The organism is Pontiella agarivorans (assembly GCF_034531395.1).
GTDB lineage: Bacteria > Verrucomicrobiota > Kiritimatiellia > Kiritimatiellales > Pontiellaceae > Pontiella > Pontiella agarivorans.
The window spans coordinates 699696-719306 of record NZ_JARVCO010000010.1 but is presented as its reverse complement, the minus strand read 5'-3'; the positions used below and the strand labels follow the sequence as shown (position 1 = coordinate 719306).

The window sequence follows — 19611 nt, the reverse complement described above, 5'->3', positions numbered from 1 at the left end:
TTTCCAATAGGATGCCACGCAGCCTTCCGCCTGAATAGATCCCGCAAATATATTTCCAGCCGGAAACTTACCGCGTTTTAATATGCAGCCGGATAAACTGGTTGGTTTCGGTTGCAGTCGATATCCGGTTGGTAATACTTTCGAAACCGGCTGCGTACGATGCATTCGTTCCCGTGATCTCATAATGCGCATTAGTCCAACCTGCGGCATTCAGCAGATTCGTATTGGTTTCCAAACTATACTCCAGTCCCCGTATATCGGCATCGGTTCGTTGCGCATAAACAAATTCAAACCAGTTGGTTCCGCCCGCTTCCAACGGTTGGAAAACCGGCTCATATCCAATATCAGTTCCATTGGTTGGAATGCCTCCCATGGCATATTCACCCAAATTATCCAGCGCATCGGCATCCGGGTTGTCGGTGACATTGGTAAAACTTCCAAGGGTTGGAAATTCCGCCAACCAATCCATATAGAGAGATTCCGGGGTCACCAAATCGATGGCATGACTGAGCGTGAGGTAGTCAATATTCACAAAGGTGTTCGAGGTCCAAGGCGTACTCACGGTGGTCTGTAACCGCAACTGCGTCAGGTTGGTGCAAACCCCGGGTGTGCCGAGCAGGGTGAAATCGGATGCAGAATCCAGTTTGTAATGTACTTCATAAGCGCCGGTATCCAGATCGGCTGAAAACCGATATGTGATACCATTCGTGGAAGCATCAGCCGGCAGCGTGAATTTGGGATATTGAAGGCCGGACCCATCTGCATTCGGTCCCGCCATGCGTAAGCGTGCATACCCTCCGTTGGCAAACCATTCGATCTTCATCTTGATCGCCTGTTGCGCATTCTGCGTTGCGCCCCATAGTTCAATCCCAACCGCATCAAGATTGGCACTCAATCCGATCAGGTCATAGCTGGAGACCCGAAATTCAGCCTCGACGGTTCCGGATGTCAACGGTGCAGCCAGATTAAATTTCACACTTGATCCATTGGTTGGTGCAGCCACGGTTAAATCACCGGAACCGGAGGCCGCGATATAGTCAACATCATTGTTCCAACCCGTCGTATCCGTTCCCCAATTGGCAAGGCTGGTCAACGGCGTATCGACTGCATCGTTATGCTGATAATCAACCAGCATCGAGACGGGTTCCGGCGGGTTTACTTGCTCGTTCAACTGCGAAAAGGTTGCAACCCCGTAAACATTGGAGCTATGAGAGGAGGCGGCCAGTCCCATATATTTATCATCAGCAAACGGGCTGCCCATATCGATGGTCGATCCGACCGGTTGCCAGGTCATTCCATCAGAAGAAACCGAGCCATCAAAAATCTGTCCGGCGGCATCCATTTCCAGCTTTACCCAGTACGGGGCCGAGATGCCCGGCATCGTAACCTCCGAAGCGGTTCCGCCATCAACCGTCCGGTATCGCAACCGGGCACCGTTTTCGGCGGTCACGCCGACCAAGACCATCCGTGCCCCTGAGCGGTTGCTTTCTCGAATCATAACACCCGCATTCGCGTCGGCATGTGTATTTTCAACATGATCTACCCGCACAACAATTGACGTCGAACCGCCCCCTGTTCTGTTAAAAAGAAAGGCACCCTCATCCTGTGTTCCGCCGATATCGGTTCCAGCCGAGACCACAACATATTCATTAGCATTCGAATCGAAATAGCCTGATCCGCGCATGGTATCGCCCAACGTGAGATCCTTTGAAAAAACTCCTCGATCAAAGCCGCCCAGTTCTTTCCAGGGCACCCGGGTTCCCAGCCCACGCGCTTTATCACTGTATACCGAGCCGCGGTCAAAATGATAGGGATCGGTTCCAATGTCCGGAACCGTACTCATGCCGGAATCGCTATCCTGCGGTACAGGTGCCCCACCATTGATCAGTTCCGTTTTCCAACCGCTGAACGTTTTATATGCGGAATTATCGATCAGGAATGCCTTTGCCGTATCCGAACTGTAATAGTCGTTTCCGGAACACAGCAGTACCTCCATCATTTCCCCAGAATCTTCCAGATCCACCTGCGGCACACCACTGTGCTGCATCACAAATTCGTTATTCGTCATGGTAAGAGAAATAAAACCCTCCGCCGTATGAGGGTCTCTGCTGTTTTTCCGGAAACGTATATTACTTTCGATATTATTCAGACAGAGGTTGCCATCCACCACCGGTTTTCTGGAGGTGCACACCTGAATCCCCCGCTGATTATAAGCCGACACCGAGTTTTCAGTCCGGCAGTCCCGGCCATCGCCCCCAACCCAGGAATATTCCATGAATATACCGGACTCGTAGTTTCCATACGAAAAACAGGCATCGAATACCACATTGCTGCACTCGACATCTTCCCACAATCCATTGTGCTGATTATTGAGCGTGTTGCAGCGGGTCAGCAGTGCATTAAAGGTATGGTTGGCCACTTTGATGCCAGCCGCCCCCCACCCTCCTTTATCGGCCATCTCGGCACGCCAGCAGTTATCATTAAAATCGCAGTCAACGGCAAACGAATTCCCTCCTCGTTCCAGCGCATACTTAACCCCTTTGTAGCCGTTTCCATTGAAATCACAACGTTTGATCACTCCCGTCCAATCAGGGTGCGGATCGCGATACACACAGATAAACCCATGCGCATTGCAACGATTAAACGTGCAGTCCTCAACTAGAAAATTATCGCACTCGTTGAATTGAACCATGAAGGAATCATAACGAATGCTCGCCTTCTCAAAATTCATATACCGCATGGTTACATTATGTTTTTGCCCCAACTTAAACATGAATTCGCAATCCAGCCCGATCTCAATCAGGGACTCCGCCACCGGGACCTCTCCTGCCGGTAGGCGCATGAATATTTTATCCCTATAGGCCACATCAGCGGATGCGTTGTCCGACACGCAATAGGTCCAGTCTTCATCCAGCACATCCAGTCCGGCCGGAGCATTCCCGGCAAACTCAAACTCTTCTGTCGTGCTGTTATAACTGTAGAGGTCGATCGCCTTCTGGTTGAGCCGCTGCTCATTAAAGAAAAGTAGTTCCTTGCGTATCGCCGCGCTGTCTTCAAACTTATCCGGCCCGTAGCGCAGCGAATAGGTGTTGGTCCAGTCATGCATATAGACATTGGGTTTCCCGGGAACCGGCGTCCAGGTGGATGATTCAAAACCGTTGGTAAAGGAGCCGCTGATGATTGTTTCCCGATTGGGATCCCCTTCAATAACGTATTCGACGGTATTACTGCCGCAAAACTGTTCATAGGGGTCAGAATAGTATTTTCCCGGTCCCACCTTCAGCAGCACCGGATTTCCGCTGTCTAACTCATCCCAGGCCTTCGCAGCCCCTTCCGAAAAAGTTTTAAGAGGGAAATCAGGATGGGTTCCGATATTGCTGTCCGAAGCAGCCGTATGATTCTGGTCCACATATAATACCACATCAGCGGCTTCTGCTGGTCCCGCAATAACCAGCCCTCCTGCTGCAACACATGCTTTAAGCATTGAAAACTTCATCCGCACCTCTCCTCTTAGGTATAAACATGAGGGGCAGGTGCAACCCTGCCCCATCGCTCAGGCTGCTGCAACTACAGCTGTTCAATCTGCAGCTGAATAAATTGCTGACTCTTAGTATCCGTTGAAATCCGATTGGTAATTGCATTGAATCCCACAGCGAATTCAGTATTGGTTCCGATTACATCATAAAATGCATTGGTCCATCCGGGCGCAATCATCAGATCAGTGTCTGTTTCGAGATAATAGTTCAGCCCGCGGGTATCGGCATCTGCCCGCTTTGCATACACATATTGAAGCCAGGATCCTCCGTCTTCCACTAGCTGGGAAGTCGGAATATATCCAATATCCGCGGCATCCGTCGGATTACCGTTCAGGGCATATTCATAGAGATTGTTCAGGGCATCACCATCCGGATTATCGGTTTTATTGGTTGCCGCTCCCAGCGTCGGGAACAACTCCAGCCAAGTTTCATACGTCTCAGGAATCATACTGCTAACAGGAACAACACGGAGATAATCGATTGTCACAAAATCAGACGGACCGAAATCATTCGTATTCACCGTTGACCAGATACGAATCCGGTCGAACGTCATGTCCGGATAGTTCATCGGCATATTGTTCGTCACATTGACTTCCGACTCTCCATCGAGGGTATAAAAGACATCAAACGTATCGGTATCCAGATTGGCCAGGACGCGTACATCGATGGCCTCATCAACCACATTGGTTCCAAATCTATAAAGAGGAATATTACTTCCTCCTTCGTCATTCTGGAAACGGCTTTGGATCTGCGCTTTGCCGGTCTGCTTGAAAACACGCACATTCATCACATCCTTATTCACGGACGAATCCCTCAGGCTGAACGACACATTTGCCCCTGCGTCATCGCCCCCGCTAAAATCCAGTGCAAGTAGTTTAAAGTTCATTTCAACAACCCCTTCTGTCTGACTGGGAACTGTTGCTTCTTTACCGTATCCGCTGGTACCCAGCACCGGATCCTGTTCAAAACGAAGGGCCCCATTCCCATCGGTTAAAACGGTGGAGATATCGGCAAAACTCGCTTCACCCAGATCATTGACTAAACCGGAAAGCGGTGTATCCGCTGCTTCATTAAACTGCCAGGATTCGCCGGCATATGCAGGCGGCTCCACGGTGGAGGTTAATGTGATGTAATCAATATTCACGAAGTTATTGGAGGGCCATTCACCGGTATACGTGGGTTGCAAACGAAGTTCAGTCAGATTGGTGCAGGCTCCGAAGAGTGCGGCGCCACCCATTTTGATAAAATCGGTATCCGTATCCAGCTTTGAAAAAACGGCAACCTGGTTGGTTGACGCATCCAGATCGATGGTGACTTTATACGTAACCCCTATCGTGGATGCCTTGGCTCCAAGAGTTCGATTTGGATATGCCACACCCGATCCATCCGCCTTCGGAAACGGAGCACGCAAGCGTACAGTATCGTTGAATGTTTCAAGTTTGAGCTTGATGGCCTCAGCAGATACCCCTGAGGAAGTGAAAAGATCTATACCTATGCCATCCTTATTCGGAATACCCGTCAGATCATAGCTGGAAATCCGATATTCAAATTCGACATAGCCATTGGTTAGTGCAGATGCAAAGATAAACTTGGTCTGAGAGGCATTGGTAATCGTGCAACTCAAGTCGCCAGCCCCATTGGCCACAATATGGTCTCGATTCAGGTTCCAGCCGGAAGTATCGATTCCGTCATTCTGAAGGTTCTTCAACGGGGTATTGCTTGGATCGTTATGTTGGTAATCAATCAGAGATACGGCGTATCCCTGTAAGACCAACCCGGCAAACATGCTGATTATAAATATTTTTTTCATTTCTTTTCCTCCTGTATGCATTATTTAGCGAATCTTCTGAGGGCACGTCTCATATCCGCTTTACGCATACCTGATGCCGCTGAAATCCGTTTATTCAACGGATTTCAGTTCAAAAAAATCTATAATGCGGACAAGAGAAAAGCCTCTGCCGGACATGCAGCAGAGGCTTTTTCGATTCACTGAAAAATCAGTGATTAATTTTTATCAACTTTCAACCGGATGAAGTTAACAGATTCAAGCGTATCCGTTGTATTGGTTACCGTTTGGAAAGTACCGTCATCCACCCCGCGGGTTTCAGTGAGCCCTTCTTCCTGCCAGTCTGCATAAGAAAGATTGCGTATCTGATCCAGCTCAACCGTGAATGTCAGCGATTCATCATCCGTACGTTCATTGTAGACATGCTGAAAAACTCCACCACTCACGCTTTGCTGGAGAACAATACCCGAATCAGCGACATTCGGATCGCCGCCTAGAGCATATTCCATCAGATTATTGAGGCCGTCACCCGCACCACCGTTTTCAAGATCCGCTTGCAGATCGGCATCGGGTCCATATAATCCATTCAGAATCACCCAGGCATCATATCCGGTCGATGCCAGATCCCCGGTGCGAACCAGTTCAATGTTGTCGAAGATCGGATCCGGCCCTTCCTGATGACGCAGTACGATCAGCACATCCTGCCCGGCTAAAACGTTCATATTGCTCAACGTTACCGTTCCCGTGAAATCATTCGTATAGGACACAGAAGCCAGTAGCGTTTTTGAAGCGGCACCAAAAGTCTGAATACCATTTCCATCTTTATTCTGATGACCAATACGAACGGTGTTATTCGCATCACCGACCACAATTCCTGAGAGAGCGTATAAATCAACACCAACGGAAGAGGTATTCGTGGAAAAATTGCCCGGAGTGGTATCGACATCAAAGGTCAGGTCATAAACCCCTTCACTCAGCGCAATTGTATCCTGAAAGCCCACATCGTCGTAACCGGATGTGCCGGCACGCACCAGTAACATGTTCACTTTTCCCGCTGTAGGACTTACTGTGCTCTGCAGGCTTTTTCCTGCCCGGGCAAGATTATTACCCCGGAATGTATTTGCAATGGAAACCCCATTTGTATCGGTCACATTGTTGAGATCCGTCAAGTCCAAACCACTGATGATCGCATTCGTGGAATTTGCATCATCGAACGTTGCGGCAACAACCGCATTGGGACTGTTGAACGGAGGAGGCCCCACTTCAAAGTCACCGATACGAACCAATGAGAGATCATAAATACGGACATCTGTACCGCCCGCACCCTGGATAATAAAGATTGAATCATACCCATTGGTCACATTAACAGTAACCGCTCCACTGGAGCGACTCACGTTGCCTGACCCTGTAAGTATGCCTCCGGAATGCTGGCTGAATGAGGCAAGCCCTTGAGCAACGGGAACCCGTTTTTCCAGCGTTCCCTCAGAATCATCCAATTGGACATAATCAACTGTTCCGGTTGATCCTTGATCAATCAAAGCATACGCATCAATCGACCAGTACGCTTCCGCACCGCTGTTATTCACCACTTCGTAATCGAATTGATATTGATAAAGACCGTTGGTCAACGGAACGGTATCCACTTCTCCGAAGTTATCCATCCCGGCAGTTCCGGATTCCACCAGATTCCACAGAGCTCGAATATTGGTAGCCCCGGAATTGACCTGAATGCGACCATTGGACGTATCCTGACTGCCGCCCGATGCAATATTGAACTGATTAGTATAAGCGTCAAATTCGTTCAACTTTCTATTCCCGTAAACGCTGTCATTCACCACATTCACGCTCTCGCCCATATTCAGCTGAATAACGCCGACAGGCGGGTTGTAATAGGAAACCGACACCGGGATCACCGAGGTCTGGTCGGGACCGCCCAGCTCATTGTAAGTCACCACCATATCAGCAGAGGCCGACTGCTTGTGCGTCAAACCGGCCACACTGTTGTCAAATACAAGGTTGAACGTCGTCGTCGATGGAGCCGGATCACTCAACTCGAACGATGCAGGATCAGCAGAGAACCCGATATGCGTTGCATTTGAGAACACGATCGAAGAAATCTGCGCATTGGTATGCGCCGGCCCTTCCGTATAGTTGACCGCAACGGTATTCGTTACCGCCGAATCAGGAACAATCATCGTCATGATGATCGGCTGGTCGGCACCGCCAACCTGATCGCCTATATCCAAATCAAAGGGCGGATTATTGTAATCCCCATCAAGTGCGATTGTATTGGTGTAAGTGCCTCCTCCATTTTCGGACCAAATGACCTCCGCCAGTCCAATCCGGTTAGCGCTTGCCCCGTTGACAACCCCAACTGCCGCAGCATCAAACTGAATATCAAACTGCGCGGTATCGGAATCGGATAACGCAATAGGAAAAGAATAAGTGCCGACCAGGCTAAAGCCGTTCGAATAAATATTAACGGACTCAATTTGTCCGTCAGCCAACGCTCCGCCTTCGATATAAGTAACAACCAAATCATTGTTCGCTACGGTTGCCGGATGTGTAACCGAAATAACCAGTTCCGAGTCAGGAGAAAGTCCCACCGTTGCCGGACCGGTTGCCGCAGCATCATCAATCACAATGTCATCCAGACCAACTTCTGAATTATCTCCGCTATTAAAAACAAGCATCAGCGTATCAGCCGCACCAGCCGTCCAGGTAAAGTTTGTTAATGTGGTTCCCGTTGCCGCATACGCCCCAATCTCTTTCAGCTCGGCAACTGCCGGACTCGGCTTTCCGCAATTAGCAAAAGCTCCGCCTCCCTTACCCAAATCAACAATTGGATCAGCGTTTGCGTTCACGGAAAAAATCCCATAATAAACCGAGTTTGCTCCGGATACAGAAGTCGATTTGAAGCTGAGGCTCTTGTTTCCTGTGCTCCATGTGGACGCATCGATGGCAATAACCATACCACGCTGGCCGACACCGCTGTCCTGAATGATCGCTGTTGAACCGTCAACAGTAGTAATATTACCATTATTTCCTGCGTTCAAATCGGTATAGGCCCATTCTCCAATCTGGAAATCAGTATTCAATTTTGCATTACCATTTCCAACATCCACCCGTGTAATTGGCTGTTCAAAATCCTCTGAGTACAGTTGCGCCTGCGCACTTATCGCAATCACGCCGGCCATAGCCAATCCGATTAACAATCGATTCGTCATCCTTTACTCCTCCTGTTTGGTTTTAATGACATTTCCCGGAGCAGCCCGTATCTCCCATACTGCCCCCCAACACATTACAGATGCCGCAGCCTTCCCAATCCCAACGGATTTCTGAAAAATGTTTTTTTGTCTAACCGCAAAAAAACCGCATAACCTCTAAATCGAGTTTATGCGGACTTTATTTATTTCTAAAAAAATCAGTTCAGTGAAATTCTTAAAATGACCGCCATATCTTCCGTTGCAGGTGTTATGAGATGAACTTCCAGACCGGTGTCTGACATTTCCCATTGAACCGCATCTCCGTTGAGCAACTCCACACGATCCACTTCGATTCCTTTTTCCAAAAAAGTTTTCAGCACAATCGATTCGTCTTTCCCAGGAATACCGAGTGCGAAGGCATAAACTGTTTTCCCATCCTTGGAAGCGGTGTAGCGAATATCCTTCGCGGAATATTCCAACGCCAGGAACTTTTTAGCATTTTTAAGCCCCCCTTCCGGAGCTGCAGCCGGCCCTTCTGCCGCATTGATCCACGGCCGGGTACCGTAAATGGCCTCACCATTTTGTTTCAGCCACGCCCCCAGCCCCAGCAATGCATCTTTCTGATTCTGCGGAATTGTCCCATCGGCCTTGGGCGAAATATTCAATAACACGACGCCGTTTTTACTTACAGTATCGATCAAGGCATGTACTACTTTGTAAAGAGGTTTAATTTGAAGATCTTCCGTATAGGACCAACTGCCCGTACTCAAGGTATCATCAGTCATCCACACGTCCGGAAGAATATCCGGCTCACGCGATTTTTCATGGTCGCGAATCGAAAAAGAATCAGGGAAAGCTGCAAGCTTCCGAATAATACCCACCTGAGCACCCTCCCATTGTTCTGCCGCATTCAGATAATAAGCCGCAAATTCAAGGCGATAATTCATTGGGATTTTCCCCAGCGTGCTATCGAACCAGATGAGATCAGGATGATACGCATCGATGACCTCTTTCAGTTTAGGCAGCCACAGCTCCTCCAGCCATTGCCCCTCAGGCATGTTTCCATACAGCATGCGAAGTTTCGGATCCGCGCTGCCTGTCGGCAACTCCGGATGGTAGGGATAAAAAGTTCCTTTGAACCCTTTATGAATCCCCTTCGCATGTTCTTTTTTCCACGAACGATTCAACCGCTGTAGATTCCGGGCATGATGGAACGTCGTAATCGTTTTCAGATCCTGCTTACGCACCGCCGTCAGGATCTCACCGACCAGATCGCGCTTCGGCCCCATATCCATGGCGTTCCACGGAGTGACTGCACTGTCCCACATCGCAAACCCATCGTGATGCTCAGCCACCGGCCCCGCGAAACAAGCCCCTGAAGCCTTAAACAGGGCCGCCCATTCATCCGCATCAAAGTGTTCTGCCTTAAACAGTGGAATCAGATCGTGATAACCGAACTCATTGAGTTCGCCGTATTTCTCCCGATGAAATTTATTCGGGCCGCTTCCTTCAAAATGGATGCTTCGCGGATACCATTCATTGCCATAAGCCGCCACCGAATAGACTCCCCAGTGGAAATAGATACCCAGCTTGCCGTCCTGCAGCCATTCCGGCGCCGCTTCATGCTGAGACAACGATATCACCGTCGGCTCGAAAACGTCCGCCTGAGCCAGGCAGGATCCCACGACTATTCCGCTTATAATATTCTTTATCATCCGACCTATCTCTCCAAAAAAATCCGCACGCAGTCCGGTAACGGATGCATGCGGAGTTCAAGCGAAACAACCATTTATTTCAGTGTAATTTTAAAGATCGCAGCAAACTCATTATCTACAGCTTTCTTCAGTTTGATCTCCAACCCTTTATCGGTCATTGCCCATTTCACTTTTTTGCCGTCAAGCAACGTGACATCCGCCACAGCAATTTTTTTCTTCGCGAAGGTTTCCAACAGAATGGTTTCCCCTTTGGCCGGAATCCCCATGGTAAAAGCGTAGACCGTTTTCCCATCCTTTGAAGCGGTGTAGCGGATATCCTTTACGGAATATTCCAGTGCCAGGAATACTTTATGGTCGCTGTATCCGCCGCCCGGTTCTGCCGTGGGCCCTTCTGCGGCTTCGATCCACGGACGTGTTTCATAGACGGCTTTACCGTTCTTTTTCAGCCAGGCACCCAGAGATAACAGGGACTCACGCTGCTCATCAGGAATAATCCCATTCGCCATCGGTGATACATTCAACAGCATCACCCCGTTTTTACTGATGGTGTCAATCAGCGCATGCACCACTTTATAGAGCGGTTTGATTTCGAGGTCGGTCGTATAGCACCAGCTTCCGGTGCTGATCGTGTCGTCGGTCATCCAGAGCTGCGGCAATGCCTTCGGCTCCCGGGACTTTTCCTGATCATTAATCGAAAAACTAAGCGGAAGATCCTGTTGTTTACGAACTATGCAAACGTCCTTACCCCACTTTTCGGCCGCGTTTAAATAGTAGGCGGAAAACGCATAGCGGTAGTCCAGCGGGACGCTGTCCATCCAAGTATCAAACCAGATGATATCCGGGTGATAGGTATCAATCACTTCCTTGAGTTTTCCTAACCAGACTTCTTCATTCCACTGGGCTTCCGGCATATTCCCATACATATACTGAAGCTTCGGGTCGTCCGAACCGGTGAACCATTCCTTCTTATAAGGAAAATGGCTATCTTTAAACTTCTGCCCCTTCTTTTTATTCCATTCCGACTCGTCATAGCGTTGTAGATTGCGCGAGTGATGGAACGTGGCAATGGTCTTCATGTCGCGCTTTTCCAAAGACTGGAAGAGTTCGCCGAGAATGTCACGCTTCGGCCCCATATCCATCGCATTCCAAGGCGTTACATCACTGTCCCACATGGAAAAACCATCATGGTGCTCAGCCACCGGACCGGCAAACCGTGCACCGGCTTTCTGGAACAGGTCGGCCCATTCCTCCGGATTAAAATGCTCGGCTTTGAAATCCTTTACGAACTCGTGATAGCCGAATTCTGACTGATCGCCATAGGTTTTCTTATGATGCTCGAAACAATCCTCGCCGGGCTGATGCATCCGGCGCGGATACCATTCGTCATGAAAGGCCGGAACGGAATAGACGCCCCAGTGGAAATAGATGCCCAGCTTGGCATCCTTCAGCCATTCCGGCTCAGCATTATGCGTTGAAAGCGATTCTTCCGTAGGCAAATAAACCTGCTCTGCTGCGTTCGCCAGTCCGGTTGCCATCACGGCAATTGTTAATAGGATTCTACTTTTTTTCATGCGTTATTTTCTCCTGAACAAAGTGTAGGTGATCGGTATCAGAGACCGAATACCATTAGGATGCCGCCCGCACGGCATCTTGAATGAAAACTTGTTTTTAAATCGTTTTAATAGGCTTTCATCTGCGCTGGCGTATTATGCGGCCAGGTTCCGTCTTTCACTTTCTGCACCACCGAATGCGAAATTTCAACGGCTTTGGCACGCGCCTCATCACCATACTCCCAGTAGTCGTTGATGGCTTTATTGAACGCAAATTTGGGATCATCTTCCCGATACTCTTTACGCAACGCTTTCAGGTCCTTTTTCAGCTGAGTGACAATTTCAGCGTACTCCGGATGATCGTAGACGTTGTTATCTTCATGCGGATCCTTTTTGAGATCGTAAAGCTCCCACGCTGGCGGTGTATCCGGCGTATCGGCATTTTTTCGCCAGTCCGTTCCGTAGAAAAAGATCAGCTTATACCGTTTGGTACGGATGGCAATGTGCGCGGGGTTGTCGTGATGCGCCATATGCATCCAGTAATGATAGTAGGCCGCCTTTTTCCACGTCTTCGGTTCAACACCCGATTCCAGAATAGTTTTAAAACTCCGGCCTTGCATATAGCCGGGAGTCGGTACTCCGGCAAAGTCCAGCATGGTAGGTGCGTAATCGACATTTTCAATAATGACATCCGAACGTTGCCCCGCCTTGATCGATTGCGGATAACGCATAACAAACGGCATGCGCATTGCTTCTTCGTAAGCCCAGCGTTTATCAATCAGATCATGTTCGCCGAGATAGAAGCCCTGATCTCCGGTATACATGATGACCGTATTGTCGTAGAGCCCTTCCGCTTTCAGATAATCTATTACTCGCTTAAGGTTATCATCTACCCCTTTCACACAACGCAAATAGGCCTTCATGTATAGTTGATAGGCCTGTTTCGTGATCTCCTCGTCGCTCAAATTATGATCAATCTTATCCGCCCAGGGGGTGTGCGGATCCTCAGCATAGTTGCGCCGATGATTCCTGCGACCCACGGAAGTTCCGATGATGTGACGCAATTCATCGTTGGCACCGCCCGTGGCGATCGATCCGTTTCTTTTCTGGTCCCACATATTGGCCGGTTCCGGAATATCCACATCGGCCAGGTAGGATTCATAGCGCGGCGCATATTCAAAATAATCATGCGGTGCTTTGAAGTGCAACTTCAGGAAAAAGGGTTGGTTCGGATCGCGCTTCGTCTTAAACCACTCCAATGCGGAATCGGCAATGCAGTCCGAAGAATGTCCCTTCATCTGCACCGCGTCAGGCCCATACTTTTTCCGGCCTTGCTGAATCGTTCCCCTGGCGCCCTTTTCATAGAAAACCGGATCAAAATAGGTTCCCTGCCCGGGCAGTACTTTATAGTAATCGAAAGTTGAAGGTCGTTTATGCAGATGCCATTTCCCAACAATGGCCGTTTGATAGCCGGCCTTATTCATTTCCATGGAAAGGTATTGCCGCTCGGGCGGAAGTGCATCGTTAAGGGTCGGGCAGCCATTCACCGCACTGTATTGCCCGGTCATGATGCAGGCCCGGCTGGGCGTACAGATGGCATTGGTACAGAATGCGTTTTCCATCACGATCCCATCGTTTGCAAGTGCATCAATGGTCGGCGTAGGATTCAGTTTCGCCAGCCGGCCACCATACACCCCTACCGCCTGAGAGGTATGATCATCCGACATCACAAAAATAATATTCGGTTTCTCCGCTGCCCCAGCCCACACCCGGGGTACCACGACCGCTGAAACACCAACTCCTGCTACAAAACTCCTACGATTCATTTCTATTCCTTTCAACTAAGTTTACAGCTCATCAACCTGAAGCTGAATAAATTGGGCCCCAAGTTCGGCAGTTGGAAAACGATTCGTGACCACCTCAAAATTTTCATCAAGGATTCCAACGGCAACCAGCTCGTTACTGGCACTGTTCCAGATGCCGTCTACCAGATTTGTATTTTTTTCAAGTGTATACACGAGACCCGACTGTTCCGGATTGATGCGGCGGGCGTAAACAAACTCAAACCAGTGGCCGGTACTGTCTTCCAATGCCTGGAAAACCGGTAAATGTCCCAGATTTTCACGATTTGTCGGAATGCCTCCAAATGCGAATTCATAGAGATTGTTGAATGCGTCACCGTCGGGATTATCGGTAGAGTTCGTCAGAGCTCCAAGAGTTGGAAATTGCGCCGCCCAGTCTGCAAAAACAAGTCCTCCGGTCTCCGGCAGTATTTGTTTCAACGTAAAGTAATCAATATTCACAAAGGTGCCGGAAGGCCAGGCCGGATTCGCCGTGGTTTGCAGGCGCACCTGCGTGATGTTGCTGCATACGCCGGGAACACCCATTGCACTGAATTCCGTATCAGAATCCCGTTTGGAAAAGACCTGATATGTTCCGGCATCGAGATCAGCTTCGAAACGGTAGATAATTCCATTGGTGGAAGCATCTGATCCCAGAGAAACCGAAGGATATTGAAAGCCGCTTCCATCTGCATTCGGCCCGGCCATTCTCAAGCGCGCTCCGGAGGTGAACCATTCCGTTTTCATTTTAACGGACTGGTTCGCGCTTTGCGTTGCGCTCCACAGTTCAAAGCCCATGCCATCACGGATATTGGAGATTCCCGTAAGGTCATAACTGGAAATTCGAAATTCCACTTCAACCATCCCATTGGTCAGCGGAGCAGAAAGATTGAACTGAATATTACCGCCACTCGCAGGCTCTTCGATCTTTAGATCTCCGGACCCGGTCGGGTTGATGTAGACAGAATCGGCATTCCAGCCCGTTTGATCAGTACCGCCATTTTCCAAATTCGGCAAGGTGGTATTACGGTCTGAATCTTCATGCTGATAATCGATTAAAGTGGCACTGACCGGAGGTTGCGGCAAGGAACCCGGAGGGCCGACATAACTCGCTGTAAAACGGTCTATACTCATTCCGGGTTGATCAAACACCATGGTCAGCTTGCGGGTTCCGCCTGAAAGCTGCACATCGTTGATCTCAACGGTTGAATATGTCGAAAAAGAGCCGGTAGCCGGCAGTTCTAGCGTTCCGGAAACCGGCACACCATTCACCTCGAAATGAAGACGACCTCCCGCAGATTCGGCAGCGTAGCGAACAACGATCGCATACGTACCATTCGTTTCGACGTTCACGGTATATTCCAGCCACTCTCCTGCTGAAATTTCATCAATAACAGTCGCTCCGCCAACCGTATGAATATCAACATCATCAGTCCGCTTATCTCCTCCTGCATTGGAATCTTCGGTGGAATCATGATAGGTGATCCCTTCCAAGCCATAATCGTAGTACTCGGCCTCGATCTTTCCAGGGATTGGATATGGAATGCTGTTGTTATAGGGAATCCCGTCCGGCCGCAATGCATCGTACTGCATCAGCAGACTGTTGAAATAGGATTTCAGCGCCAGCTCACCGGGAGTAAGCACCCCATCCGCAAGCGAAGTGGTTTCCAGCACGTCGTTTGTTTTATTGTAAAACTTACCGGTTATATACAGTTTATAGGTTTCATCCTGAACAAACTGACGGATATCCGTCATATCCGTACGCTTCATGTACCAGCAATAGCTGTGATCCCGTGGTGTGCCGGCATCCCCTTTCAGTTGAGGAAGAAAACTGACTCCATCTTTATCATCCTCTTCCCCGGGAATGTACGGAAGATCTGTAATATCCATAATCGTTGCATAGATATCGGAAAAATCAACAATCGGAGAAACAACCAGATTGGACTGCACGGTCCCCGGCATGGCGGCAAATAATGGAACGCGCGTTCCCGACTCTTTCGTCTGCCCCTTGCCTCCTCGAACCAATACCCCATTCTGCATCGAATAAATCGACATTCCGGTTCCGTTGTCCCCCGTAAAAATCAGCAGCGTTTCATCATCGATGCCTTTTTGCTCCAGGAAATCACGCAGCTCCCCCAGCTGCTTGTCCATATATTCAACCATATCACCAAAATAATTGGTCTCCGACTGAGCCTCCGTCCAATACGTAGAATCCCATCCGGGTGTACTCACAATGGCGGAGTCAGGGGTTGGCTGATAGGGAGAGTGCGTCAACAAAATGGGGTAGTAGAGGAAAAACGGTTTATCTTCATCAATACATCCCTGAATAAAATTTGTGACATAGTTCTGCTGGATATCAGGGCCATATTGCCCTGGATACGACTTACTTTCCCCATCCACTTCAAAAATAGGTCCCCAATACCGTTCCTGATTGGCCGAACCCATACGCCAGACACAGTGATGATCAAAACCAAAGTTTTCAAGGGTCTGTTGATTTCCTCCCAACTGCCATTTACCGACAATACAGGTTTCATAACCTGCATTCTTAAATGGATTCCCGAACGTATCCTGACTCTGATCCAGCGTGGCAAACTTGGTATAATTCCGAACGTTGTATTTTCCAGACATAATCTGAACGCGGGAAGGTGTACAAATGGGTTGCGAATGCGCATGTTCAAACCGCACTCCTTCAAGGGCCATTTCAGACATTTCAGGAGTAGAATAAGATTCTCCGCCATAGTCCTCAACGCATTCATAACCAAAATCATCGGCCATAACGATAATTACATTGGTATACGCTTCCGCCCAGACGGCTGAAACCAGCAATGCACCTGCAGCACACAACAAACGGCTAACATTCATTTCCACCTCATTTTTAAACCTTCGTTTAATAGTAGATGCCGTTAAACGGCATTCATGAACGACATTTGCCGTTTCGGTCGAATGAAATCGGTTTGGGTCAGAATCTCCCCGGACCTGCCACGTGATTGCCACGCGTGAAGGGCTATATAAGACGCCCTGCTAGCGCCATTCAAATTCGAGACGCGTAATGGAATACGGTGCAATTTCAACGGCATTCAAATCAGCACCCTCAAACTCAACTTCCGAAAGTTTAACCTGATCCCTGAGCGCCGTGGAAAGCTCCTGATCTTCCCTCGGACGAAGCTGCAGTCCCCTCACAAAGGTTACTTTTCGTTGCCGGCCTTTATACAAAGCCTCGAATTGATCCAGGCGATACGGCGTATCCAGTTTATTAATCAACACCAGATACCCGCCGGAACGACTGAAAAAACCGCCCCCCTCCACTTCAGGATATTGACCGGGATGCCGCGGGGTGCCTTCCCGCTTCCGGCATCCTGCAATATTCACCGGGGCATAATAATCGCTCTTATTCACGGGCTCCGCGAAAAACTTAAAATGGTGGTAAAGCAAATGCGGCTCTTCGCCCAATCCCTGTTCTCCGCCGATATAGTCGAAAAAATGGCTGAACGAATGCCAACTGGAAACTTCCACAGACGGACGTTCAAAAAACTTCATCAGCATCAGCCCGCTGAACAAACCGCCCAAATGCGAACCCCGCAGCTTATAACTTCTAAGATCCCCGGAAAAACCGCCGAGACCATATTCCGTGATCCAGATCGACTTGCCGGGAAATTCGTTTTCAAGCAGATCACAGGTAATATCCAGACTGTGATTCAGATGCGCCAGCGCATGCTTATACGCTTCCGGGTAAGGCAGAAAATTCTTTCGCTTCGTTTTTCCATCCATCCCGACCGTATTATAAAGGTGGATAACCACGGAGTCGAAAAAATCCTCTCCCCGCAACATCTCCATCCACTCCTCCTGTCGTCTTAATCCCGCCGGAACATCATCGCTTAGAAACGATTCATCGGTATAGATATGACTGGGCACCAGAACACCGATTTTGGCCTTGGGATAAATACGCCTCAGCATTCCCGTCGTTTTCTTTGCGCACTCCAGATAATCCTCCGGTGTTTGGAACGCCCATCGGTAACTGCCGAAATAGAGCTCATTGCCCAGTTCGAAGGCGGCGATATCCGCTCCCCTGCGTTTTGCTTCGGTTAACCACTTTTTATTCTCCTCGACACTCAGGGTACTCATGTTCACCACGACGCTGTAACGGGCCTCGGTCTTTTTTGCAAAACGAAAAAAGCCGGCAGGCGTCTGCCCCTTACCATTGGTCCGCTCCAGAATCTCCTGATTCCTGCGCGCATAATCGCGACCGGACTCAGGGATTTCATCGTTAATCCCTTTGAAGGGATTGTAATAGTTTGCCGGTGTACCACCGGGGAAACGGAAAAAAGGTGTTCCTGCTTCTTCATAGCGTTTTATAAATTCCGGATGGTCATACCAAACCGGGCGACCGATCAGGAGACAGTTCGCTCCGAAAACACTCTTCTGCAAATCGGTCCGTTCATCCAGTCGCAACGTTATATCCAATTTGGATTCAGACCTCCCATAAGTGAACGTTCCTCCAAGAAGCAACACCCACATTCCCATTAACAAAAACGTGCATCGCATATATTTACCGTCTTTCAGAAATATGTTTTTCAAGTGCAGCCGACAGTTTATTCACAATGGATTTGTATTCAGGGTTATTCACAATATTTACGTTTTCTTCGGGATCTTTAAACCGATCGTACAGCATATTCGATATCATCTTTCCATTCTTATTATAATACTCTGTATAGTTGAAACGGGATGAGACAATGGTCTCCCCATTATGCCAGCGAGCAAAAACATAGTCATTCACCTGAGCTTCAGGATCGTTCAGCACCGGAACCAGGCTGCGCCCTTGCAGATGATCCGGTTTTTGAAGTCCAGCCAAATCACAAAGCGTTGGATAGAGATCTACAAACTCAATTAATGATTCACTTTTCTTTCCCGACACCCCTCCCGGAACATGCATGATCAACGGCGTCTGAACCGCATTATTGAAACAGGTATGCTTACCCCAATGCGAATGCTCTCCTAAACTCCAGCCATGATCCCCCCATACGATGATGATTGTATTATCAGCAAGCCCCAGTGCATTCAGTTTTTTCATGATCTTTCCGATCTGCGTATCCACATAACTTACACAGGCATAATAGCCGCGGCGCAGATTCTTTGCGGTTTCCGGGTCCAGCACCAACTCATTTTTTCCACGAGGAATATTGCTATACGACCGCAACTCTCCCGAATTAAAGTCCGCTTCTTTCGGAGCCCCTTCCGGCATGGTCGGATTATCAGCCAGCGTAATACTTTCTTCGGGATAAAGATCCCAATATTTTTTCGGAACATTGAATGGGAGATGCGGACGAATAAACCCTACCCCCAAAAAGAAGGGTTTATCCTGATTTGCCATTATCTCAAGTCGTGAAAGCGCTAACGTTGTGGTCTTCCCGTCATAATAAGCATCATCCTCCACATCAGCAGCTTCCCAGGCCGGCCCCACTGCTCCGCCGGGACGTTCCAGTTCATGAAGTCCGACATATTCCGCACTGCGGTAATCGCGCCACTCCTCCTGCACCGCCAGATCATTTGGATAGTCCGGCCGAACAGGAAGAACCGTCCAGCTTTTAAGTCCATCATCGGGATGATGAAACAACTTTCCTACACCGGCGGTATAGTACCCGTTCTCTTTAAAATGCTGGGGAAGCGTAACAATTCCGGCAGCATCCTCATCGACGCGTGACCCATAGGTAGTGAAACGATCAGGTAAAGGATGAAGTCCCGTGAGCAAGCTGGCGCGAGATGCTCCGCAAACCGGCACGTTGCAATAGGCCCGGTTAAACACCAGCCCGCGCTCGGCCAGCTGATCAATGTTCGGCGAAATAATCTGCGTTGCGCCATAGCAATTCAACTCCGGCCGCAGATCATCTATGGCTATAAATAAAATATTCGGGCGTGATGCCAATGATGAAGTGCATATCAAACATAATGCAACAAGTGTATATCCGGGCTTCATAATTCA

The 19611-nt window shown here is 49.0% G+C and carries 9 protein-coding genes; all 9 read right to left on the bottom strand.

The window, feature by feature from the left end; translation table 11 throughout:
* Nucleotides 1-67: 67 nt before the first annotated feature.
* Complete coding sequence (locus tag P9H32_RS10540; protein ID WP_322608855.1) at nt 68-3496, bottom strand: right-handed parallel beta-helix repeat-containing protein; 3429 nt, start codon at nt 3494-3496, stop codon at nt 68-70.
* A gap of 71 nt (nt 3497-3567) precedes the next feature.
* Entirely contained in the window at nt 3568-5346 is a 1779-nt protein-coding gene (locus tag P9H32_RS10535) for a hypothetical protein (RefSeq protein ID WP_322608854.1), read from the bottom strand.
* 194 nt (nt 5347-5540) lie between these two features.
* Nucleotides 5541-8549 (bottom strand): hypothetical protein, encoded by a 3009-nt coding sequence (locus tag P9H32_RS10530; protein WP_322608853.1) that lies wholly within the window; start codon nt 8547-8549, stop codon nt 5541-5543.
* A 197-nt stretch (nt 8550-8746) separates the two neighbouring features.
* The gene (locus P9H32_RS10525) at nt 8747-10243 is read right to left on the bottom strand and encodes an alpha-L-fucosidase (RefSeq protein WP_322608852.1); all 1497 of its coding nucleotides are present in this window, start codon (nt 10241-10243) and stop codon (nt 8747-8749) included.
* A gap of 74 nt (nt 10244-10317) precedes the next feature.
* Nucleotides 10318-11814 (bottom strand): alpha-L-fucosidase, encoded by a 1497-nt coding sequence (locus P9H32_RS10520; protein WP_322608851.1) that lies wholly within the window; start codon nt 11812-11814, stop codon nt 10318-10320.
* Nucleotides 11815-11921: 107 nt separating this feature from the next.
* On the bottom strand, nt 11922-13619 hold the full coding sequence (locus tag P9H32_RS10515) for a sulfatase family protein (RefSeq protein WP_322608850.1): 1698 nt from the start codon (nt 13617-13619) through the stop codon (nt 11922-11924).
* A 21-nt stretch (nt 13620-13640) separates the two neighbouring features.
* The gene (locus P9H32_RS10510; protein WP_322608849.1) at nt 13641-16496 is read right to left on the bottom strand and encodes a sulfatase-like hydrolase/transferase; all 2856 of its coding nucleotides are present in this window, start codon (nt 16494-16496) and stop codon (nt 13641-13643) included.
* Between the two features lie 159 nt (nt 16497-16655).
* Complete coding sequence (locus P9H32_RS10505; RefSeq protein WP_322608848.1) at nt 16656-18083, bottom strand: hypothetical protein; 1428 nt, start codon at nt 18081-18083, stop codon at nt 16656-16658.
* Between the two features lie 97 nt (nt 18084-18180).
* Complete coding sequence (locus P9H32_RS10500; protein ID WP_322608847.1) at nt 18181-19605, bottom strand: sulfatase; 1425 nt, start codon at nt 19603-19605, stop codon at nt 18181-18183.
* Nucleotides 19606-19611 lie beyond the last annotated feature (6 nt).